We start from the raw sequence: 22,743 nt of genomic DNA, 5'->3' as shown, positions 1-22,743 counted from the left end.
TTAATAAATGAAAGAAGATCAAAATTACTTTACACACTTAGTTCTATTCTGGTTGAAAGACGCTGATAAGGATGGCGAGACACTGTTGGCAGCATTAAAAAAGCTAGTCGCAGAATCTAAATACTCTAAGTTTGGTCATATTGGAGTGGCTGCTGGTACAGATAGACCAGTGGTAGACAATTCGTATGATTACTCGCTTTTAGTAACTTTTTCATCTCAAGAAGATCACGACCAGTACCAAACTGAGCAAGCTCATTTGGATTTCTTAGAAGTTTGTAAGCCTCTATGGGAAAAAGTTCAGATCTATGACGCATTGAGAGTTGAAGACTAAAGCTTTATTAGTTATTGCGATAAGCCCTTTACTTCTATTTTATGCTTGTCGCAATACGAAGACCATTCCTTCAGACTCTATTTTAGGTTTTTCGGAAGAACAAAAACAATTAATCCTCAGTGGTGATACGTTGACACCAATGAGGATTTTTCTTATTACAAAAGAAGACGACTCTATTCTTTTAAGAACTAGATCTAAGTCTATAGACGCTGATCCCAAAGACGAAGTGCTTCAACACTTTGTGAAAAGGCTCTATAGAACAGTAAGAGATAGTATGTCAATGGGAGTAGGAATAGCAGCTCCTCAAGTAGGTGTTCTTAAAAATATCATTTGGATTCAGCGATTTGACAAACCAGAGATGCCGTTTGAAGTTTATCTAAATCCTGTTATCAAGAGTTATTCTGACAAGAAGTTCCCATGTAGAGAAGGTTGTCTATCGATTCCAGATCGACGAGATACTACTCAGATCAGAGCCTATGAAATTGAGCTTGAATATGATCTGTTATCTGGTGAACATCAAACTGAAAATGTAAAAGGGTTTACCTCAGTAATATTTCAGCATGAGATCGATCATTTGAACGGTATTCTATACATCGATCATTTAGCGGAGGAGTCAATTAGTCCATCACATGATGCGTCTAAGTAACTTGGGAGGCTTCATTCTATAGCCAATGTGTAATCTGACATTGTTTACTTCTCTCTCTATATATGATGTGTTTTTATCTCTAGACCCTCCAACACCTAAAAATGAGGAGACTCCCCAAAACCACTTGTAGCCATTGTACCCTATTCCGACACGAAAAATTCCAATCGTTTCGGATTCTACATTTCTTTCGGAAGGTCTACCATCCAACTCGGGTACATTTTCCAATACTGGCCCTAACCCTACTACTAGAGTCGCAGATATATATAGGTGCTTTAACAATATAAGGTTATAAGCATAACCAGCAGCTGCCCCCATAGAAATATATCTTGTCCCTCTAAAATCTGCCGTAGTATCAAACTCGTCTCTTACTTGATAGGGGATTAAAGAAGAATCGGCAGACATCTTATAAGTACTGAAATATGCCCCTGCAATAAATGAACCAGCACTTCTTTTTTGAATTTCATTGAAGGTGAACGCATGGCGGTAGGAGAATTTTTCATGATTGAAAATGTACAGGGTTGAGAGACTTAGGTTTTTAGTACCAATATCAGACCTAATAGGGTATATAGGGTTTTGAGAGTCAAATTCAGGATCATATGATTGAGGATTGTTACCATAATATCCTCTGTATCTTAAGTAAGCAGCGTCAATGACGAACTTATGTAAGAATATTTCCGCCTGTAGATGAAGACGCTCAGTCTTACCAAATAATTCATCGTCATTGTTGATAGATGGTAGGCTGACATCAAAATCAAAAGCAAGCCATTTATAAGATACACCCAATCCTAGGTTTAGGTCATCGTTAGGTTTATAAGTAATATCTCTTCGTGTAAAACCATCATGGTGAGTGATTTGATTACTTCTTTGAAGCGTGAATAGTTTTAAACTTAGATCATTGGTTAAATCAATGATGTTGTGAGATTTGTCCCATTTGCGTCTTTCTTTTTTTTTGGTCAATGAATCAGGAGGAGTATGTTGTGAATGGGCAACTCCCACGATGAAGAAAGAGATAAAGACAATTAGGTTGATTCTTAAAAGTAGTATCATTTATACGTATTGAGTGATATCAATGACTTTCATTCCAGCAGATATTGCTGCTTCCATACCTGGTTTGCCATCTTCGAAGACCAAGCAGTCTTTAGGGTCTATGTCGATTAGCTCTGCTGCTTTAAGAAACGTCTCTGGGTGCGGTTTGAAGTTTTGAACGTCAGTGGCAGTCACACTATGTTCGAAATATTTATTCAAATCAAACATCTCAAACATGGCCGTTACCGTCTTTCGATTGCTACCTGTTCCTACTGCCATAGGTAGAATACTCTGATATGCCTTTATCACTTCCATCGTCGGCTCTATCAATTTCATTTGGTCGATTTTAGTATCGACATATTCACGCTTTCTTTTGATGACTTCTTCCAAATCAAAGTCCTCTATGCCGTTATCTTTAGCGATCATGAGCAAAGTATCTTTAGTAGGGATTCCTCCTCTACTAAAAAAGGTCTCTTCATCGTATTTTATCCCATAAGGCTCTAGACAGTAGTTATATGCTTTGAAGTGTAATGGCATAGAATCGATAATAGTACCATCTAGATCGAATATTAAACCTTTGATTCCTTCAGGAATAGGAATGGCGGTAGAGGGGACTTCTGTTTGATACATTTAGCTTATTTATGTTTTCAATTGCAAACCTACGAATTACCATTTCGTTTTTAAATCATCCGAATAAATTTGCGCACATATTACAATTCATTCTACAGATAACAATAGTCGAGAGTGTTGTAATTAAGAAGGCGATTAGGTTTGGTATTTTGACAGGGAGAGGTAATCTCTATTACAAATAGGTGGTTTAATGAAGAGGGCGAGTTATTACTATATCGATGGACTAAAATCTGAGAGACTTGAGACTAAGTTTCTAGAACCAGACGATTGGAAGTATTGGGCTAAGTATTTTGAAAGAGACGGTGGCAGGTTTTCAAAAGAGTTTGACAAAGAGAAAAGCGAAATGAAAGCAAAGATGTGGATCAATCATCAGCTTTCTAGATATCAAGATCAGTCTTATGGGATGCAATGGATCATTCATCGTGAAACAAGCGAACGAATAGGACAATGCGGACTTCTACTGCAAAACATAGACCGAGTGATGGAGCTAGAAATCGTTTACCATACCTTTCCTGAGTATTGGGGAAACGGCTATGCAACCGAAGCCGCTAAACTCTTTAGAGACTTTGGCTTTAGGTCTTTGCCTATTCGATCCATCATTTCATTAGTTGACCCGAAGAACTTTTCCTCTCATCGAGTAGCAGAGCGCAATGGTATGATCCGTGGAGCCTTTAGAAAATGGAAAGGTGTAGAATACTATGTGTACCGGATCACTCGCAAAGACTGGGAAGAGTTGTAATTGACGTTTTAATCTCAATGTGAAGTATTGAAATTTAGCCTTTTGATTTAGAGCCCTGACATTTTTATCTACTTTCTTCAAGCTATCAAGTAGAAACCCTATCTACTGACTGTGCCTATTTTGAAATACTTTATAGGTACTTATTCCTCCTCAATATTGGTATGGAGACTTTGTAAGTCGTTGTGCCCAAGTATTTAAGCAGTCATTAGCTTCTTCGAAGAGTGATGACATAGCGATCATCAATACGGTATTCTATTGGTACCGTTCAAGGTACCAATAGGCACGACACCTGCACACTATAGTGTACGACACCTGCACACTATAGTGTACGACACCTGCATACCATAGTGTACGACACCTGCATACCATAGTGTACGACACCTGCACACCATAGTGTACGACACCTGCACACCATAGTGTATGACACCTGCGCCACATAAGGCACGACATCTGCGCCACATAAGGCACGACATCTGTGTCACATAAGGCACGATACCTGCACCACATAAGGCATGATACCTGTGCCATATAGGGTACAACAACCAGACCTTGCCAATCATAATATTTGTTCGCCAAAGGGGAAGAGTTTAGCTATGCATAGTTGTAGCTATTGTCTTTTGATGTTCCACATCATGATGCACTTTATCTTGTAAGATAAGGATGTCGAAAGGAGGCTTTCTTCAATCATTATAGGTATTAGATGCTACTCTTTTAATTCTTGCAATAAGTAATCTAATTCTAAGTGTCTATATCATTTAACTTAATTTATGATCTTAAATATTGTGTTTTGTATTTAAAAACTATAATTAAAATAAGTGTCTTGTTTTGGGGAAATATGCTCAGATTTTCCTTACACGCGGCGATTAGCTTGATGCTTCGTCTTAGAATAAAGCGTGTTCATCGAATAGTTTGAGAGCCAGATCGTTCTGTTTTTTGATTGCCTCACTTAACTACTAGTTTTAAGCTGGAATAGAAGGTAACGATCCACAATATCCTTTTATTCTATTGAGTGTGATTAAAAAAGCATATCAATTTCTACCGTGTATTAATATCCCCAAGAGCTAATGCTCTGAAGAAGTTTATTAATGATTAAATTAATAGGTGATGAACTCCTATTGACTAACAAACAATTGTATTATGATAAAGCAACTAGTACTCTCGCTTGTTTTTATGACAACTGTGTCTCTGGCAGTTGCTCAGAATTCTGTAGGTGTAAATACCGATACACCCAACCCTAATGCCGCAATCGAAATACGTCCAGTCGCTGGACAGGCTCAAGGTATCCTGATTCCAAGATTAACTACTGCTCAGCGAACGGGAATGGCTTTAGCTGTAGCTGACAATGGCTTGATGGTCTTTGACAGTGATGATGGTAAGCTCTACATCTGGTTTGGTGGAGCATGGACCCCAGTACAGACTGGTACAGGAGCGATAGGTGACGGATCTATTACTGAGTTAAAGCTTGCAGATGGATCAGTTTCAAGTTTGAAGATCGCAGATGGTTCTATAACTGATGCAGATATTGCGGCTGGGGCTGCTATAGCTTGGACGAAGATCGCAGTACCTGCTGATATATTAGATGGAGATGATGTAGGCGGTGATTTCCTTGCAGATGGTACCGTTACAATGACAGGAGCGCTGAATATGGGTGCTAATAATATAAATACAACCGGAACAGTTACAGCGGGCAATTTTGTAGGAAGTGGAGCAGGTTTGACAGGTATTGCAGTTACAGAAAGTGATCCAACATGGACCACAGATAAAACCACTCTAGGTACTGCAGGGACTATTAATACAGCTGCTAACCTCATACAATGGAGTCAGTTGAAAGGGGTGCCAGCGGGTATTGCAGATGGTACTGATGATGTAGGTGGCGATATGTTAGTTGCGACTTACGATCCGGGAGCTATCGGCGGCGACGCATTCAATATGAGTAATCACACTACAACAGGAACTCCAGGCACAGGCGACGTACTGAAATGGGATGGAACTAAATGGGACGTAGGAACTGATAACCTAGGCGGCGATATGTTAGTTGCGACTTATGATCCGGGAGCTATCGGCGGCGATGCATTTAATATGAGTAATCACACTACAACAGGAACTCCAGGCACAGGCGACGTATTGAAATGGGACGGAACTAAATGGGACGTAGGAACTGATAATGTAGGTGGCGATATGTTAGTTGCGACTTATGATCCGGGAGCTATCGGCGGCGATGCATTTAATATGAGTAATCACACTACAACCGGAACTCCAGGCACAGGCGACGTACTGAAATGGGACGGAACTAAATGGGACGTAGGAACTGATAACCTAGGCGGCGATATGTTAGTTGCGACTTACGATCCGGGAGCTATCGGCGGCGATGCATTTAATATGAGTAATCACACTACAACAGGAACTCCAGGCACAGGAGACGTGCTGAAATGGGACGGAACTAAGTGGGACGTAGGAACTGATAACCAAGGTGGTGATATGATAGCTGCGACTTACGATCCAGGAGCTATCGGCGGCGATGCATTTAATATGAGTAATCACACTACAACAGGAACTCCAGGCACAGGCGACGTGCTGAAATGGGATGGAACTAAATGGGACGTAGGAACTGATAATCAAGGGGGGGATATGTTGAGTGCGACTTATGATCCGGGAGCTATCGGCGGCGACGCATTCAATATGAGTAATCACACTACAACAGGAACTCCAGGCACAGGCGACGTGCTGAAATGGGATGGAACTAAATGGGACGTAGGAACCGATAATCAAGGCGGTGATATGTTGAGTGCTACCTATGATCCTACTGCAGTAGGTGGTGATGCTTTTGATTTAGGGAATCATACTGGAACAATTACAAATCTTCAAGTGACTGGACTAGGAACAGCGTCTACAATCAATGTAGGTGCTGCTGCTAGCCAAATTCCACAAATTGATGCCAATGGAGACTTGATAGTCAATGGGGGAGCACTACAAGTAGGAGCAGTAGGAGGAACTGCGGCTGCTGGTATGATCCAGTGGACAGGTGCTAATTTGGAATATCATGATGGGACAAACTGGAACTCAGTTTCCAATTCTCTAGTTAGTTTGACTGATGTAAATGTCTTAACGCCAGCCGATGGAGAGATATTAAAATATAGTGCGGGCGATTGGGTTAATTCAGCTCCCACCTTTGAGGATACAGAGTTCATATTGACAGATGATGGTACCGGAATTGCAGCGACTATAGAATTATCTAATTTGACAGCAGCACAAACCTATACACTTCCTGATGCCAGCGGTACACTACTTACCAATAACGATTTGAAATGGACTGGAACTACAGATATATCATATTTAGGAGGGAAAGTAGGAATAGGAGTTGCAACACCACAAGTTACTCTAGATGTCTCGGGTACAGACGCCATTCAGATCCCAGTTGGAACTACAGCAGCAAGACCTACTGCCGCAGACGGTCTCATAAGATACAATACCGACTTACAAGTATATGAAGGGTATAATTCTCTTCTTACAGATTGGGAACCCTTTGGTGGCGGAGGAAGCCCTTGGGTAGATAATGCCGGAGACTTAAGTTATTTAGGAGGAAATGTTGGAGTAGGTACTTCAGCTCCCGTGTCAAGCTTTCAAGTAGACGGTAGTTTCGGCATGTCAGAATTTGCAAACGCTACTGAGTCGAAAACGGGAAATATTCTTTCTTCAAATGTCTATGTGGACAAAACCAATGTAACAGACAATGACATCGTAAGATTAGATGGGTCTACTGCCAGTTTCGTGTTTTTTGAAGATGGCGGTGATATTTCATTTCTACATACAAATACAGGTGCAGCAAATAGTGCCTTGAATCTCACTACAGATATTACTTCTTCCTTACAGTTGAGAAATGATGGTACAGTAGAAGCTAGAACTCTTTTTATCGAAGCAGATATGACAATGAAAGAAGGGTTTCAAAAAATCGCAATCGATCCCTCTGCTACAGGGGCTGGAGGTAATTTAAGTATTGAAGCAGGTGATGGGTTTACAGGATTTATTGGAGGAAATATAGAGCTTAGACCAGGACTAGGTTCAGGTGCGGAGAATGGTTTTGTAGATATTATAGGTAATACTGCCCTTAAGTTACCCATTGGCCCTGATGGTGCGAGACCGACTTCTGCGCAAGCAGGTATGATAAGGTACAATACGGCTAGCAATGCTTATGAAGGGTTCAATGGAGCATCTTCTTCATGGGAACCACTTGGAGGAGGAGCATCACTGACAGATATCACTGGTGATATAACCTTTGAAGGGAATGCTAATAGAGAAATAAGAGTTGAACAACCCACAACAGGACCTGGAAATAATTTAAGCTTGAAAGCTGGCGATGCAGCTGGGGGTAGTGGAATGAATGGAGGTAACCTTCAGTTGAGAGGAGGGATTGGAGATTCATCTCCTGATGGATTAGTAGAAGTACTTGGAGGAACATTATTTCACGGAGACTTAGTTTTTCAAGAAGGAGCCATGCATCAGGTTGTTGTCAGACAAGCTCCAGGTGCGAATGGCAATGATTTACAGATAAGAGCAGGAAACGGAGACTCTGGTTTTACAGGAGGTAATTTGATACTCGCTCCTGGAGGGGGACCAAGTCAACCCGGATTCATTGATATGGCAACTGTCTCCGCAGTCAAGTTACCATCAGGAGGTGATACAGACAGAGATAGTTTCACCCCAGCTATAAATGGTTTAATCCGCCATAACTCTGATAATAACCTTATTGAAACGAGAGTAGGAGGAGGATGGAAAAACCTACTTTTAGATGGAGGACCAATTACTGCTAGTACTATTAATGCCACAGGTACTACCTCCTTAGCTGGCGGCCAATTCAATATAGATGGAGTTACAGGTAATCTGACATCTGCTGGAAGTATATCAGCTAATGCATCTTCTATAACTGCCTCATTCATGCAGATAAGTGGTACTACTTTTATCAATGGAACTAGGGACCTTATCAATATAGCTGGAATTACAGCAAGTGGCGGTTTGAGCCTTGGAGGAGATACCGAAACGGCTGGTAGTATCTATTTTGATGGAGATAGTGGTAACAAGTCCATAATTGTTAATGCTAACAGTACTACGAATGGTGCCAATCTTACCATTCAAGCTGGAGCAGCAGCGACGGGGCCAAATGTAGGGGGTAACTTGATACTAGAAGGTGGTAACGGAGATACTAACAAAGGTTATGTAGGAATAGGAGGTAGGTTAGTGACTAGTGTGAGCACAACAGATCTAGGAGGAGTTATAAAGCCTGATTTCCATATCATTAAATTAAATGCGGATGTCACTGGAATACAAAACGGCGTGTCAGGTCAGGAAATTATCTTAATTAATGTATCTGGAGGAAATGTTAATATGGCAAATGGTGGAAACATAAGGTTGCTATCAGATACTCCAACTATCATTAAAGACGGAGAGTCAATTACCCTGACTTTCATAGGTGGAGGGCCTGATACTTGGTACGAGACAGCTAGATCAATAGGACCTTAATTTAGACTATTATGAAGAAGTTAATAATAGCTCTATTAGCAATTCCAGTATTGGGTCATTCCCAATCCATTCAATTAGGAGCTAACTCTGAACTAAATGTAGGAACCAATACTATCATGTACTTTGGCGGAGGAGCACAAGTAGATGGAGTGTATAATAATGAAGGTGTCACAGTAGTAGAGCAAGATGTCAGCCTAGCAGGTACACTGACCAATACAGGTACGTTTCAAGTGAATGGAGAAAGTGCACTTGGAGATGGGCTAAATGACGAAGTAGTCATGGTCAACAGTGGGAATGTATTGATAGAAGGTAATACGAGTGTTTCCGATATGATTACAAATGATGGTAGCCTTTTCATCAGAGGAAATGATGCTAATGTAGTCGATGGAGATATTGCCAATACAGGTGATTTAGTATTTGCCAGTGACGTGTCGATCAATAGTGCAATTGATAATCAAGGTATCTTAGGTACTCAGCAAGCTAATGCGACAGTAGCTGGAACGATAACAACATATCCGACTTCAGAAACTATAGTCGATGGAGATCTGGTACTAACAAGTCCATTGATCAATAATGGTCTCTTGGGAGTAACTGGATCGACCGATATGAGTACTGACTTTACGAATTTTAGTGAAGCCAATTTCGTAGGAGAAACAAGCTTCAACGGATTAGTTGACAATCAAACAGACGCTGACCTAGTATTTGCATCAGATGTCACATTTGCAAACGATGTCTTGACCAACGATGGTCAAATATCAACTGTAGGAAGTGGAACAATTGACTTCACTAATAATAAATATGTGGGAACGATCAATGCACTTGACGGAGTAGCAGAGGATGGTACACCACTCATCATTGATGAAGTAATCCTCCTCAGCTCAGCAGATACCTTGATAATAGATAATCTTAGTCTCTCTACTCAAGGAAAAATAACCCTACCACAGAATCCATTGTCAATTGAGACTTCGCTCAATATTATAAGTGGAGTAGTAAATGCTGCCAACCAAGAAGCATTCATAGTGAAAGGAGAGACAAATGTGGAATCTAATGAGTTGACTCCAGCCTATATAGAAGGTAAAATGGTAGGAGTTACCACAGAAAGAGCTAAAGTATTCCCTATGGGGATTAATGGCAATTACAATTTCATCACACTCAATAGTTCTACTCCAGGAGTAATAGTGAAAGTAGAATGTAGAGAACTAGAGGGAGATGAAACGCAAACTGATGATGAAACACTTGGCTTGGCCAAAGAAGTGGAATGGACAATACAAACTGTCAATCCCGGAGATACAGCTGTCGTATCTGTGGGTGTAGAGTTCTCAGGAGTAGATCTACAAAACTCAAGTAATTTCGTCCGAGCAAAAGCCTACGATGCCTCGCTTCAGTTGTATGATACTTTGGATGCAGTATTTCATTCCTTAAAAACCCTTGGGGAACCAGAGACAGATGCAAGTATCGATCTCAATGACGATATAGAAATCCCTTCTCTAGGGATTATCAAAACTTCTAACAATCTTCAGGTGACCAATACTCCTGTGAGATTTGCTATTGGATACTCACCCATCTTATTGCAACCAGAATTTTACATTCCGAATGCTTTTGCACCACAAGGCGTCTTTGAAGAAAATCATGTATTCAGACCCTACATAAGTGGAGCAACTGTCTCTAGAGTAGACATAAGAATATTAGACTCCTATAAGTCAGAAATTTACCGCACAAGTATGAGTGATGAAACGGGTGAGGGACTAGATTTAAGTAGCGTAGGATGGAATGGTACAGTAGATGGTGGGTTAGATGCTCCAGAAGGTGTATATTATTATAACATTAGACTTGATTACATAAGTACCATAGATGGAGCCGACCAGAGTTTACAAACCAAAAACGAAGCAGGGTCTGTAATTCTTGTAAAGTAATATGAAGAGATTATTGCTATATATATTTCTAGGAATACCTCTAACTTCTTTTTCACAAGAAGGTCAGTTTTCGCAATACTTTGCAAGTGGGTCTCTGATGAACCCAGCTTTTGCAGGTACAGTCAATACCATCAATTTCAATGCAAACTTCAAGCAAGCAGGAAAACCAGAGCAAGATACCTATCAGCAATTGATGCAGGGGACTTTCACCTATCCTCTTAGAAGAATAACGACTCGAGAAGAATATTTTGGAAGTATAGGAGCCACATTCTTTAGTGAAAAAAGAGGCTTCCAAGGATTGTTTAGACATCAAAAAGTAATGCTCAATGGCGCCTATACACTTGACCTATCAGAACTTAGAAATCAAATGTTGGTATTTGGTCTGCAAGGAGGTGTCGTGCAGCAAGATTTATCTAGTAGTGCTTTTCGATGGGGATCTCAGTATAACCAATATTATGGCTATGATGACACCAGAAGCGGGGAGGCACTTTCTACCAGTCCAGTATGGTATCCGGTTTTCAATTTTGGAGTCATTTACTCCACGTATGATAATGACGACCTTAAGATCAGAGATTATTCTTTCACAGCGGGAATAAGTGCAGATAACCTAAACAGCCCCAATGTAGCCTTAATAGACGGGGATGAGTCTAAGAAGCCAATGCTCTTCAAGGTGTTTTCATCCCTTCAGTTTCCCTTGGGAGCAAGGTTTTATGGACACCCTTCTGCCTATGCACTGTATTCCAACGGAAGTACCCAACTCAATGTAGGAATGTATATATCCACTTTCGTCAGTACATCTAGATCCAATTTAGGGGTAGAGTTGCAAACAGGCGCATGGTACAGAGTAGAAGATTCGTTTATTGCCTTGGTAGGTGTCAAAGTAGAACAAATCAAAGTTGGATTCAGTGTAGATATGAATGCCACTGATTTGGGATTAGAGCAGGATGCAGGAGGCAACTTTTCTGCATATGAGGTGTCATTGACCTATAATTTTGAATTACATAAATCGTATAGAAGAATTTCCAGTCCAATATTCTAAGTATATGAGAAAGGTTATTGTGTTAATATGTTGGTTACTAGTAGGTCAGGCTTTTGGACAGTCAGTACCTCAGTTATTGAAGTCTGCAGACAAGCAATTTGAAAATAACCGTTTCTTAGATGCCATTCCCTATTATGACAAGGTCTATGGCATAGACAAGAAAAATGCTTACGCAGGTTACCAATTGGCGCTATGCTATGAGAAAACGCTCCAGTACAAGGATGCGATGAAGAAGTATAAAAAGCTAAGTGAAACCACTACTGGAGAGTACCAGACCAAGTCCATCTATAAATATGCGACACTTAATAAACTCGAAAGCAATTTTGAAATAGCAGATTCCATTTATCAAGAATTAGCCAAAATCTCCACTATCGAACCGGCTCTGTTAGAATTAGCGAATAGACAGCGAGAAGGTTGTTTGATAGCCATGAGAGAAAAGGAACAGAATAGAAATTTCGAAGTCCGATATATCAAGAAGCTAAACGATAACTTCCACGATTTTGGAGCGACTGAAAACCCTGTCAATGGTCATGTAGTGTTTGCAACTACACGAAATCTATCCGGAGAGCAATATGTAGGGAGTCAGTTCTCAGGACTATTGCCTGATATGATGATGTTTGAAAAGAAGAAAAATGGTAGCTATAGTAACATCAGTAACAAGCAACGATTTGATAAACTGAATACCAAATGGTCAGAGGGTTCAGGGTGTTTCAATCAAGACGGCAATAGGTTCTATTTTACATCTTGCGAGAATGAAGGCAATACGGGATGCAGAATCATGGTGTCGGTATTAGAAAATGAAAAATGGAAGAAAGCAAAGCCTCTCAATGCCTACATCAACGAAAAAGATTCGGAAAACAAACAACCGTCACTATCAGTAACAGGAGATACACTTTTCTTTTCCTCTAATCGTCCAGGAGGATTTGGAGGAAGTGATATATGGATGAGTTTGAGAGGAGATTCGATAGACGCATGGACTCCTGCCATCAATATGGGAGATATTATTAATACACCAGAGAATGAAATATCGCCGTATTACTCTTCAGCTCATGAAAGCCTTCTTTTTAGTAGCAATGGACATGTAGGCTACGGAGGCTATGATATCTATGGTGCAAAAGGAGCATCCTTTTTCAAGCCAGATTTATTCAATGTAGGTTATCCTTTCAATTCCACTTGGGATGATACCTATTTCAATATTTCTGACTCTACAGGGTATCTCTCATCTAATAGAAAAGACAAGGAAGTCTTGAACCTATATGATTTCCATGTTCCAGATGAGAAACTTTTCTTGTCACTAGTTTATGCTGGAGAGATGATGGTAGACGGTCAGATAATTTCCAAATTCAGTGACGCTGATGCGATTGATTTGGTCACATTCAGAGCAGAAGACTATGAAGGCTATGAGTTGTTTCAGCCAGTGATTGCTAAGAAAAAGGATCTTAGGAAACTCTTCAATGAATCCGATGTAGCAGGTAATTCTATCGCCTCTAATTTTGGCCCTACGAGATCAGATGGTACCAAGAAATCGGTGTCTAGTACTATAAAAAGAACCAAAAGAAGAGTCAAAAAGTATCGAACTTTTGATAATGTAGAAAGGTTATACTTTGATTACGGGCAGACAGGTCTAAGAAAACAATCAAAGCAGGCACTTCATGACTTTTACGACAACCTAGGAAATCAACCTTATACAAAAGTTAATCTACTGTGCTATGCGGATCATCACGGTTCTCATGAAAACAATATTAAACTCAGTGAGCGCAGAGGAAAAGCAGTCAAAGAATACTTGGTATCCATGGGAATGCCAATTGAGAAAGTACATGTATTGGCAAGAGGAGAAGCTAGAAGTGCGGAAGAAAAAGACCACTGGTTTAGAAGAGTGCTGGATCGAAGAGTCGAACTCCACGTAGAGACTAACCGCCCAATAGACTTGCCTTCAGCAAGAGGAGTCGTTATTCGAAAGCCATTGTCTTTGGATGAAGTCGCTGCCAAACTAGATATTCCTGTCCAAGAAGTTCATAAATGGAATGGCCCAGGTCATGACGTTATTACTCCAGGCCATGCCATTCGATTATATATCCCGTCCAATAGAGAACTCGATGCTAATTACTTTATTACAGAAGAGAATATCTGGGATGTCTTTTGATGATTGGAACATAGTTTCCTTTTGATAATTTATATAAAGTTCGTTTGAGAGCTCCATCAAAATCTATTGCTGAGCTGTTCAAACGCACTGTTTTGTGTAATTATCTTATGGATTTCATATAGTGTTTAGCTAAAAGACTTGATCTAAAATCAAATCTTACTTTTCTCAAACATGATTCCGTCACTGATCATTTTCAAGGTAATCATGGACTCTTCTAGTCTAAACATTTCTAAGACACAGAACTGCAAAACATTGGTAATCATAGCCCCTGTCATGTTGTCCACATTCGATAACTCTCGAAAATCCACCTCATCACTTATAGGAACCTCGGTGTCTAATATTTTTCTCCATAGCTCTAGTCGCTCAGGCTGCTTAGGAGAAGGGAAGCTTACCATAGCTTGAAACCTCCTCTTAAAAGCATCATCCATATTGGCTCGGAAATTAGTAGCCAATAATATCACCCCCTCGTAGTTTTCGATACGTTGAAGAAGATAAGACACCTCCTGATTAGCATATCGGTCATTAGAACTCGAAGCTTTTGTACGTTTACCGAAGATCGAATCAGCCTCGTCGAAGAACAAAATCCAATCCCTATGTTCAGCCACATCAAATATCTTTTTGAGGTTTTTCTCAGTCTCACCGATGTACTTAGAAACCATCATCGATAAATCCACCCGATACACATCTCGTCCAAACTGCTTACCCAGCAGTGCAGCAGTCGCCGTCTTACCTGTGCCTGAAGGTCCGTGAAATAAAGCCCTATAGCCCTTTTTCATCTTGCGACTCACAGAGCTTAACTCAGCTAATTGGTTTTCATACGAAAGCCAGTTCTCAACCGCCCGTAATTGTTGCTTGGTTTGATAGGTCAGTACCATGTCTTCCCATTCCAAGGTAGTAGTTAACTGTTCTGCAGGGAAGTTTGTGCTATATGAAGGATGATAGGTTCGATTAAAAAGCGTCACCGCTTGAAGTTCTTCACTTGGCAAGATGAGCTTAGACATAAAAGGAGCCTCTGGAGTGATGACATGATGAGCAATCAATCCAGCATTCATTAAGTTACCATAAATGGATAAGGCACTAGTTATTTCACGTCTTCGTTCCTCTCCCATCAAAAAACAGATCGTCTCGCCGTTAGGTATCAGGCCTGAGTGTTCAATGAAGCCACCAGATAATTTAACACCAGCTGAAGTATTAAGTTTATAAAGTATATTAAAGTCACAGTTTGGCAATAAACTAGCTACTAAGATGAACCTTTCTTCTTCGCTGATATTCTGTTTGTTGAGTATATCTGCGTAGGGGTCAGAAAACGCTTTATAATCAGCCTTGAAACCCTTCCAATGGGGTTGGTATTCTTCGCTATAGTGTTCTTGAATGTGATGGATGTGATCGATTAGGTCTGATATATCCTTGGCAAACAAGGAGTTTTGCAGATCAGGTATTTGAGACATATTAAAAAACAATTGTTAATTATAATTCAGCAATGATTTCTTATCATTGTTGCATCAGTAAAATTAACTTAAAAAATCTAATGGCAGACGGAGGAGATAGCGGTGATGGACATCGCATGTTTATCGATCGACAGAACAAAAACCAAAACCAACAAAATCAACTCAACAATCAGAACCAGATTGCACAGCAGTTAAATATTTTTCAGCGATATATGTCCAATTCAGGAGGTAATCCTTTGAAAGATATAATGCTAATGCAAAGGCAACCGGGATATGCTAAAGCAGCAACAGATCCTGAGAATATCAAACGAGCTAGGTTTGGTTTAAATCAATCCAATACTCCACAGGACAAAGAAGCCTCAAAAAAAGCAAGGCCTGTAAAGAAAATTAGGAGCGTTTGGGCAATTGATAAGCCTGAGAAAGTAAGCCATACTCAAAAAGCCTCTGATGCTGCTAATAGTGGTCAGTCTGTTAAAAAACCTAGTCAAGAATTAAATCAAGATACAACTTCAAAGCATAACACGGGTGTCCAACTTGAACAGGAAACCTACACTGTCAAATCAGGAGATAGTTTATCAAAGATTGCAAAAGCAAATAACATTTCTCTTAAAGAACTTGTTCAGTTAAATAAAGGGACTTTGACTAAGGGACTTAATACAATAATACATCCGGGAGACGTATTGAATGTTAATAATCCAGTTCCTCAATATGAATTTGATACTTCAGTATTAGAGAGTAAGTTGTTAGTTGAATCGGATAATACATTCGTTGCTCAAAGAAATTTTGAAGCGGAATTAAATATATCACCTCAAAAATTCGAGAAGAAAGAAACTAAGGAAAAAGTAGAAGCGGATACCAGTAAACCTGATTATGCAAAGATTGCTAAGAAACTAGGTGTTGAAAAAGAAGTTGTACAAGCAATAGCTACTGTAGAGTCTAGTGGGTCAGGTTTTTATAAAAACGGAAATCCAAAAGTTAGATTCGAAGGACATTGGTTTAGAAAATATCAAAAAGGGAAAGAAAACTTTAGTCAACTTCAAAAAGACAATAGCGATCTCATTTATCCTTACTCTGATAGCAGCTCAAAAAAACACGGGAGTGCTGAATATGAAAAGGCGCTAAAACTAGACTCTGAAAGTGCCATGCTTTCTACTTCGTTTGGAGCATTTCAAATTATGGGGTTTAATTTTAAAGCAGGGGGGTACGATAGTGTATCGGATTTTGTTGAAGATCAAAAAACATCAGCTGGACAAGTTGAAGCATTTATGAATTTTATTGCATCAAATAAGGCAATGCTAAAGGCTATGAAAGAAAAAGACTTTGCAAAATTTGCTAAGCTGTATAATGGTCCTGATTATAAAGTGAATAAGTACGATACCAAAATGGAAAATCTATACAATAAATTGAAAAAGAAATGATGGCAAGAATTTTATTAAGCTGTTTTATGCTGGTGAGTCTACTGTCTGGTTGTGCGAAAAAATGTGAAGTGAAGGATGGTATTTATGACGACGGAATATTAAAAATTACAACTAGCAGTAACGGTGTACAAAAAGGAGTCATTAATATATCGCAAGGACAGCCTAACATTGAATGCAATATATATTTTCAATTGAATGCCTCAAATACTGAATGTATTAAGGAAATAGTTCTCATGGATTGGGATAACAATAAATGCAAAGCATATTTAGAGGTAAGGGATAAGAACATATACATAAAATCAGAAGAGTCTTTATTCCCTTGTCAAAGAATAATTGATCTCAATGGTGGAGTAGAATTTTTCTTTGAGGAGTAATGGAGTATCACTTACTTATAGCCAACACATCTTGGGTATGAGAATACCCTGTTAGTCCGAGCGTAGAAAAGAAGAACCAATAGTTTTGTGTATAAATGATCAGATTAGCTCAAATATTTATATTAACTGTTCCTTTTATTTTTGCTTGTTCTAAAAAGAAAGAAACAAATAAAGGAGAGTTTGTACATCAAAAATGGATTTATATATCTAACAATGAAAGAAACGATCTTACGTTAGATTTAGAATTTAAGGAGGATTCGGTGTTTGGGTCTCATTGTTTCGTTTTTCAAACCGGAACTACAATTGATTGTACTGAAAAACCGTACTCAATTAGAGGTTCGAAAATTGCCCCATCTACTTTCAGAGGAATATTTACGAGTGATTATTCTATGACAAATCACGACATTATTTTTACGATAGACACTAACGAAATAAGTCTAGAGATTTCCAATTACGATTTCGTCAGCAAGCCTATCAAATTTATTCCTCGCGATGATTAACCCCTATTGTTCAGTATATGTTTGAGAGCAAAGGTATCGTGTTTTTCATGGTTGCTATACGGGGTTAGTAGGATGTGCAGTGATGAAAAAAGTTAAGTGTAATTCAGCAATGATTTCTTATCATTGTTGTATCAATATAATTAACTAAAAAATCTAATGGCAGACGGAGGAGATAGCGGTGATGGACACCGCATGTTTATCGATCGACAGAACAGAAACCAAAACCAACAAAATCAACTCAACAATCATAACCAAGTTGTACAACAGTCAAATTCTTTTCAGAGAAATACGTCCAATTCTGGAGGTAATCCTTTGAAAGATATAATGCTAATGCAAAGGCAACCGGGATATGCTAAAGCTGCAGCAGATCCTGAGAATATCAAACGAGCTAGGTTTGGTTTAAATCAATCCAATACTCCGCAAGACAAAGAAGCCTCGAAGAATACAAAACCAATAAAGAAAATTAAAAGCGTTTGGGCTGCGGGTAGCTCAGTGACCCCCAAAAACTTAGATAATACTAAAAGTGCTACTAATCAGCCCGTCAAGAAATCAAACCAAGATGGAAAGAAAGAGGCTTTATCAACATCGCTTCAGGCTGTGCAAAAGGTTACAGAGGGAGAACAAGCATCAAAAGCTAAGAGTAAAGGGTCTGTAAGAAGTCAAGTAAGACAGCAAGAGTTAGCGAATAGAGATTCTAAAACTCCACAAGGCTCAAGCGCAGTAGAAAAGGCAATAGGTAAACGAGCCGATGCAGTTGGAGATATGGGGAAAACCTTTGCAGCTGGATTAAGCATTATTCCTCAAGCTCTTAAGAATGAATTCAATGCAACATTCAAAGGTGATGGAGCTAGAGAAGAATTATCCTTACCTGAAGTCCAAACATCTAAGGGCGAAGTCACATTTGGAAGTGGTCAACATTCTCAAACAATGAAAGATGATTTCGAAGTGGTCGGTAATGATATTGTTACTGCTTCTGAATTTGCCGCTGGTGGGGTAGCAGGGGAATTAGTGGCAGGAGCTTCAAAAGTAGCTCCTTACGTAGGTGAGTTCGTCTTCGATGCGTCTACTGCAGGAGTTTCACAAAGTATAGGGAAATTTAGTGAAACAGGTGAAATATCTTTTAAACCGGGTGAAATTGATTTAGCTAATTCATTTTTTAAAGCTTTATTATCAAGCAAGTTAGGAGATAGTAATAAACTATTTAAAACTTTAAAGCCTATTATTGAAGAGGGGTTAAAAACTACTGTAGATTTTACCGCCAAAGAAGGGTTTAGAGATTTGGGAACTGCCAATGAGTTGTTAGCTGAGTTTGGCTTGAGACTGGCATTCAAAACAATACCAAATAAGAAAGATGAATTTAAGAGGAATATATTTAATACTACTCAACTAACTGTTTTAGAAATAACGAAAAAGGAGTTGAGAAATGAGGCGAGAGATGTATTCAAACAGCAAGAAACCAATACTAAACAGTTGAAGTAGCTTCAATGAAGAATCAAAAAGACAACATTTTTATTGCGGTAATCATACTAATAGTTTTATGGGTATGTTGGAGATATTACGATAAAGGTATTAATAAAAATAAGGTTCTGGAAAATTTTGACTTGACTACTGGAAGAGCTGTCAAATATGAAAGTATAGGAACAATTAAAAATTACTACCTAAAATATGAATACCTAGTTAACCGAAAAAAATATCAAGATGAAACATCAGTCCCGTATAAATTTTTCCCTAATTGCGAACATGACTTCAGTGTTTGCTCAGACAAACGTTTCTGGGTAGCCTATCAAAAGGATGATCCATCAAATAGCTTGATCAATCTCTATATAGAAATACAAGATATTGAAAATCCAAAGCCACCAGAGACGCTCGATAATTTTAGATAATTTCAATAGACAAAGACTTAAATCCTCGCTAGTCCAAACATGAATAAAAAGAACCCTTCCCGCAGCCTGCAGCAGACTTTCAGACTTACCCGAAACCTTCCTGCAGCTTGCAGGAGACCTTCAGATTGAAAAAAGTAGAGATTCCATATATCAACACTCTTTCAAAGTCTGATCGATCTCATCTATGAGCGACTTGTAAGCTATTTTTTTCCTCCGTCTAGCATAATACCACCAGCCTACAGATACTAGAAAGATGATCGACAATATACAGGCAGAGATGACCCAGATTTTGTAGTGCTTTTCCAGTTTTAGATTTGCTAAACCCTTTTCATGATCATTCATCATCAGTTTGGCACCGTTTATTTTAAGTTCAGCGTTGAACTTGGACATTTTTTCGATGATGCCAAGATCCGTCAATATATCCTCATCATTTTTTGCTTCAGCTACCAACTTGAGATATTCAAAAGACTCATTTAACTCCGCTGGATGAATGGAATTGGTAGAGGGATTGAAGTTTAGATCAAAAGCCCTATTGAGATATAAAAATGCAGAGTCGTATAGCGCTAAGTGATAGTAGCACCTTCCTAGGTTATTTAGTAGTGGTATATAAGTATCAGGATAAGTTTCATCTATCAAAGTCTCCGTCTCTCGGAACATTCCAATTGCTTTTCTATACTTTCCTTGATTCAAAAGAATATAACCTACATTAAGTTTAGATCCGGCAACTGATTCTATGTCAATATCAGGAACTTGCCCAGATTCATAGTATAGTTGAGCAGCAGTTTCTAGATCTCCTTGATCTTCACTATTCCAACCCAGTTCATTTAAAGAAGTCGAAACCATTTCATTGAGTTCAATTTCTTTAGCTATTTCATGACACTTAGAGAACATCTCTGTGGATGCTTCATATTTCCCTTGGTTTCTTAATGATATTCCTAAATTGTATAAGCAATATGTTATTCTGGTTTTGTTTCCTTCTATTTCGGCTATGGACAATGCCTTTTCAAACAATCTCTGAGCTTCAATAAAATTGCTTAATTCAAAGTTTATACCAGCAGAAAGGTGATAAGTTTTAAACTCAAGCTCTTTCAAGTCACCGTACTCTATGGCCAACTCTCTTGACTTAAGAAGATATGATAGGCTTTTTAGGTGTTCTTTATTACTAAAAAACTGATTACCTATCAGATAATAGTAATCAGCAAGTTCAGATTTACTTATACTATTATTAGAAAGGTATTGATCTAATAGCTCGATTGATTTTTGGGCAGAGTCTAGTTCTACTGCCTCAGCTTTCAGTTGCTCAAACTGCGACGACTCGGCTTGTGCTACTGATACGATCGACAACAGTCCTATCCAAAGTATGGATTGTATTAGCTTCATCTAAATGGGTTAAGAGTGATCAAGCATGAGTAAGAAGCAATGACCTCATGCTCTTGACGGTGTATGAAAACTATGATAGTGAATAAAAATCAGATACAAATCACTACCCCTCTATCTATGGAAGTCTAGCGACTGGTCGATTTCGTCCAATAGTGACTTGTAAGCCATTTTTTTCCTCCTTCTAGAGAAGTACATAAACCCTATAGTTGCTAGAATGATAGCCAACAATATGCAGGCGGAAACAACCCAAATCTGGTAGTTTCTTTCCATTTCCCTATTCATCAATTCTATTTCATGATCTTGGATTGCTAGCTTGGCATTGATTTTTTCTACATCATCTAGATTGACCATCTGGTTGGTACTGTACTGCACCATTTTCGCCACGACTCCTAGATCGGTCAATAGATACTTATCATTCTTCGCCTTGGCAACTAAGTCTAGGTATTCACAAGATTCTTTCAATTCTATGGGGTGATAAGCTAGTATGGTCGGATCAGATAGATTGAGATGAAAAGCTTTGTTAAGATACATTAGAGCTGAGTCGTATTGATTCAAGTGATAATAGCACCTTCCTAGATTGTTTAATAGTGGTATGTAGCTATCCTTAGATGTCTTATCTATACGGTTTTTAGCTTGTGAAAGTAGTATAATGGCTCTTCTATATTTCTTTTGAACTAAATTAAGATGACCCAGATTGAGTTCTGATATAGCAATAGTTTCTTCACTGATATCAGGGATTTGTCCAGATTCGTAATATAATTTGGCAGCCATTTCTAAGTCTCCTACATCTTCACTATTCCAACCGAGTTGATTTAAAGCTGATGAAATCATTTCGTTTATTTCTAACTTTTTGGCTTTCTCATGACATTTCAATAGTATATCTGTGGAACCTTCATATTTTCCTTGACTTCTAAGTGCCAGCCCCAAATTGTATAAACAATGTACTTCTCGGCTTTCATTCCCTTGGTTTTTGGCGATGGATAAGGCACTTCTTAGCTGTTTTTCAGCCTCTACAAAATTGTTCATCTCAAAATTTATGTTGGCAGAGAGATGATTTATTTTAAATTCAAGGTCTTTCATGTCACCTTGGTCTATGACTAACTCTCTTGACTTAACTATATATGATAGGCTGTTTGGATATTCTTGTTGATTAAAGAATTGTTCCGCTACCAAGTAGTAATAATCTGCAAGCTGCGAAATATTTGCTTTACTATTTGAGGAAAGGTGTTCATCTAATAGACGAATGGAGTACTGTGCGGAGTCGAATTTGGTTGCTTCAGCTTTTAGCGTTTCAAAATCTAACGATTTGGCATGTATAGCCACTGTATTCATTAGGATAAATAGTAATAGTGCTGATTGTTTTAGGTTCATGCGCATTGATTTTTAGTTCTTCACAATAGCTATTTAGACTTATCTAGATTTGGGAGAAACGAAAAGCTTCTCCCTATACTTGATACAAAAGTAAAACGCTTTTTAATAATTGGTAGTTGGTTTAAACCTTCCACCTCTACCTGCAGTAGGGTTGGTAATTTCAATCTCAGGGTCTTGATTTTCAGCCTTTGTAGGCAATTCATCTTCGTCACATGAGATGCAGATAAATGGAAGAATTAATAAAGTGAACAATTTAAGAAAAGTTTTCATGATTATAATATTTAAATGTTAAACAACCTCCAACTTAGGAAGCGTCCTTATTATAACCTTAAATCAATTACAGTTCTTTTAATTGCCTGTAAATCATGCTCTATTTTCGTTAAATGCT

Annotated in this window: 18 protein-coding genes; 12 read left to right on the top strand and 6 right to left on the bottom strand. The window is 38.8% G+C overall.

What is annotated here, in order from left to right:
* The first annotated feature begins 7 nt into the window (after positions 1-7).
* Both DKG80_RS11775 and DKG80_RS11770 read left to right on the top strand, forming a co-directional pair.
* Positions 8-331, top strand: a complete 324-nt coding sequence (locus tag DKG80_RS11775; RefSeq protein WP_109831542.1) for a Dabb family protein — start codon at positions 8-10, stop codon at positions 329-331.
* On the top strand, positions 321-977 hold the full coding sequence (locus DKG80_RS11770; RefSeq protein WP_221409116.1) for a peptide deformylase: 657 nt from the start codon (positions 321-323) through the stop codon (positions 975-977). Before DKG80_RS11775 ends, DKG80_RS11770 begins: the two co-directional genes overlap by 11 nt.
* Here DKG80_RS11770 and DKG80_RS11765 read toward each other — a convergent pair.
* Together DKG80_RS11765 and DKG80_RS11760 are read right to left on the bottom strand one after the other, a co-directional pair.
* Positions 957-2,024 (bottom strand): DUF4421 domain-containing protein, encoded by a 1,068-nt coding sequence (locus tag DKG80_RS11765; protein ID WP_109831541.1) that lies wholly within the window; start codon positions 2,022-2,024, stop codon positions 957-959. The genes DKG80_RS11770 and DKG80_RS11765 overlap by 21 nt on opposite strands.
* Positions 2,025-2,633, bottom strand: a complete 609-nt coding sequence (locus DKG80_RS11760) for an HAD family hydrolase (protein ID WP_109831540.1) — start codon at positions 2,631-2,633, stop codon at positions 2,025-2,027.
* Between the two features lie 190 nt (positions 2,634-2,823).
* On the opposite strand from DKG80_RS11760, the gene DKG80_RS11755 reads away from it, so the two are divergent.
* From DKG80_RS11755 to DKG80_RS11735, 5 genes are all read left to right on the top strand, one after another.
* Positions 2,824-3,372 carry a GNAT family N-acetyltransferase gene (locus DKG80_RS11755; RefSeq protein ID WP_109831539.1) on the top strand — a complete coding sequence of 183 codons (549 nt, stop codon included), beginning with the start codon at positions 2,824-2,826 and terminating at the stop codon, positions 3,370-3,372.
* A gap of 1,137 nt (positions 3,373-4,509) precedes the next feature.
* Complete coding sequence (locus DKG80_RS11750) at positions 4,510-8,886, top strand: beta strand repeat-containing protein (protein ID WP_109831538.1); 4,377 nt, start codon at positions 4,510-4,512, stop codon at positions 8,884-8,886.
* Between the two features lie 11 nt (positions 8,887-8,897).
* Positions 8,898-10,799, top strand: a complete 1,902-nt coding sequence (locus DKG80_RS11745) for a hypothetical protein (protein ID WP_109831537.1) — start codon at positions 8,898-8,900, stop codon at positions 10,797-10,799.
* A 1-nt stretch (position 10,800) separates the two neighbouring features.
* Positions 10,801-11,838 carry a PorP/SprF family type IX secretion system membrane protein gene (locus DKG80_RS11740; protein WP_109831536.1) on the top strand — a complete coding sequence of 346 codons (1,038 nt, stop codon included), beginning with the start codon at positions 10,801-10,803 and terminating at the stop codon, positions 11,836-11,838.
* Positions 11,839-11,842: 4 nt separating this feature from the next.
* Positions 11,843-13,981 (top strand): OmpA family protein, encoded by a 2,139-nt coding sequence (locus DKG80_RS11735; RefSeq protein ID WP_162555844.1) that lies wholly within the window; start codon positions 11,843-11,845, stop codon positions 13,979-13,981.
* A gap of 149 nt (positions 13,982-14,130) precedes the next feature.
* Here DKG80_RS11735 and DKG80_RS11730 read toward each other — a convergent pair whose 3' ends face one another.
* Positions 14,131-15,429 (bottom strand): ATP-binding protein, encoded by a 1,299-nt coding sequence (locus DKG80_RS11730; protein ID WP_109831534.1) that lies wholly within the window; start codon positions 15,427-15,429, stop codon positions 14,131-14,133.
* Positions 15,430-15,509: 80 nt separating this feature from the next.
* Between DKG80_RS11730 and DKG80_RS11725 the strand changes: the two genes are divergently transcribed.
* The 5 genes from DKG80_RS11725 to DKG80_RS11705 all read left to right on the top strand — a co-directional run bounded on the left by DKG80_RS11725 (position 15,510) and on the right by DKG80_RS11705 (position 19,604).
* On the top strand, positions 15,510-16,847 hold the full coding sequence (locus DKG80_RS11725) for a LysM peptidoglycan-binding domain-containing protein (protein WP_162555843.1): 1,338 nt from the start codon (positions 15,510-15,512) through the stop codon (positions 16,845-16,847).
* The gene (locus DKG80_RS11720) at positions 16,847-17,221 is read left to right on the top strand and encodes a hypothetical protein (protein WP_162555842.1); all 375 of its coding nucleotides are present in this window, start codon (positions 16,847-16,849) and stop codon (positions 17,219-17,221) included. The genes DKG80_RS11725 and DKG80_RS11720 overlap by 1 nt, the downstream gene beginning before the upstream one ends.
* Before the next feature lie 95 nt (positions 17,222-17,316).
* A complete protein-coding gene (locus DKG80_RS11715; protein WP_109831531.1) occupies positions 17,317-17,721 on the top strand; it encodes a hypothetical protein in 405 nt (134 codons plus the stop codon).
* Positions 17,722-17,877: 156 nt separating this feature from the next.
* The gene (locus DKG80_RS11710; protein ID WP_109831530.1) at positions 17,878-19,200 is read left to right on the top strand and encodes a hypothetical protein; all 1,323 of its coding nucleotides are present in this window, start codon (positions 17,878-17,880) and stop codon (positions 19,198-19,200) included.
* 5 nt (positions 19,201-19,205) lie between these two features.
* On the top strand, positions 19,206-19,604 hold the full coding sequence (locus DKG80_RS11705) for a hypothetical protein (protein WP_109831529.1): 399 nt from the start codon (positions 19,206-19,208) through the stop codon (positions 19,602-19,604).
* A gap of 150 nt (positions 19,605-19,754) precedes the next feature.
* Here the strand turns inward: DKG80_RS11705 and DKG80_RS11700 are convergent, their stop codons facing one another.
* From DKG80_RS11700 to DKG80_RS21160, 3 genes are all read right to left on the bottom strand, one after another.
* A complete protein-coding gene (locus DKG80_RS11700; protein WP_109831528.1) occupies positions 19,755-20,984 on the bottom strand; it encodes a tetratricopeptide repeat protein in 1,230 nt (409 codons plus the stop codon).
* Between the two features lie 111 nt (positions 20,985-21,095).
* Positions 21,096-22,355 carry a tetratricopeptide repeat protein gene (locus DKG80_RS11695; protein ID WP_162555841.1) on the bottom strand — a complete coding sequence of 420 codons (1,260 nt, stop codon included), beginning with the start codon at positions 22,353-22,355 and terminating at the stop codon, positions 21,096-21,098.
* A gap of 102 nt (positions 22,356-22,457) precedes the next feature.
* Positions 22,458-22,625 carry a hypothetical protein gene (locus DKG80_RS21160; RefSeq protein ID WP_162555840.1) on the bottom strand — a complete coding sequence of 56 codons (168 nt, stop codon included), beginning with the start codon at positions 22,623-22,625 and terminating at the stop codon, positions 22,458-22,460.
* Positions 22,626-22,743 lie beyond the last annotated feature (118 nt).

The organism is Reichenbachiella versicolor, assembly GCF_003171675.1.
Lineage (GTDB): Bacteria > Bacteroidota > Bacteroidia > Cytophagales > Cyclobacteriaceae > Reichenbachiella > Reichenbachiella versicolor.
This window is presented reverse-complemented; position numbering and strand designations above follow the sequence as displayed.

Bases quoted from the DNA above. Each gene is read 5' to 3' on its own strand.
- DKG80_RS11775 (WP_109831542.1), top strand. From the start codon at position 8: ATGAAAGAAGATCAAAATTACTTTACACACTTAGTTCTATTCTGGTTG.
- DKG80_RS11765 (WP_109831541.1), bottom strand. From the start codon at position 2,024: ATGATACTACTTTTAAGAATCAACCTAATTGTCTTTATCTCTTTCTTC.
- DKG80_RS11760 (WP_109831540.1), bottom strand. From the start codon at position 2,633: ATGTATCAAACAGAAGTCCCCTCTACCGCCATTCCTATTCCTGAAGGA.
- DKG80_RS11755 (WP_109831539.1), top strand. From the start codon at position 2,824: ATGAAGAGGGCGAGTTATTACTATATCGATGGACTAAAATCTGAGAGA.
- DKG80_RS11750 (WP_109831538.1), top strand. From the start codon at position 4,510: ATGATAAAGCAACTAGTACTCTCGCTTGTTTTTATGACAACTGTGTCT.
- DKG80_RS11745 (WP_109831537.1), top strand. From the start codon at position 8,898: ATGAAGAAGTTAATAATAGCTCTATTAGCAATTCCAGTATTGGGTCAT.
- DKG80_RS11740 (WP_109831536.1), top strand. From the start codon at position 10,801: ATGAAGAGATTATTGCTATATATATTTCTAGGAATACCTCTAACTTCT.
- DKG80_RS11735 (WP_162555844.1), top strand. From the start codon at position 11,843: ATGAGAAAGGTTATTGTGTTAATATGTTGGTTACTAGTAGGTCAGGCT.
- DKG80_RS11730 (WP_109831534.1), bottom strand. From the start codon at position 15,429: ATGTCTCAAATACCTGATCTGCAAAACTCCTTGTTTGCCAAGGATATA.
- DKG80_RS11725 (WP_162555843.1), top strand. From the start codon at position 15,510: ATGGCAGACGGAGGAGATAGCGGTGATGGACATCGCATGTTTATCGAT.
- DKG80_RS11720 (WP_162555842.1), top strand. From the start codon at position 16,847: ATGGCAAGAATTTTATTAAGCTGTTTTATGCTGGTGAGTCTACTGTCT.
- DKG80_RS11715 (WP_109831531.1), top strand. From the start codon at position 17,317: ATGATCAGATTAGCTCAAATATTTATATTAACTGTTCCTTTTATTTTT.
- DKG80_RS11710 (WP_109831530.1), top strand. From the start codon at position 17,878: ATGGCAGACGGAGGAGATAGCGGTGATGGACACCGCATGTTTATCGAT.
- DKG80_RS11705 (WP_109831529.1), top strand. From the start codon at position 19,206: ATGAAGAATCAAAAAGACAACATTTTTATTGCGGTAATCATACTAATA.
- DKG80_RS11700 (WP_109831528.1), bottom strand. From the start codon at position 20,984: ATGAAGCTAATACAATCCATACTTTGGATAGGACTGTTGTCGATCGTA.
- DKG80_RS11695 (WP_162555841.1), bottom strand. From the start codon at position 22,355: ATGAACCTAAAACAATCAGCACTATTACTATTTATCCTAATGAATACA.
- DKG80_RS21160 (WP_162555840.1), bottom strand. From the start codon at position 22,625: ATGAAAACTTTTCTTAAATTGTTCACTTTATTAATTCTTCCATTTATC.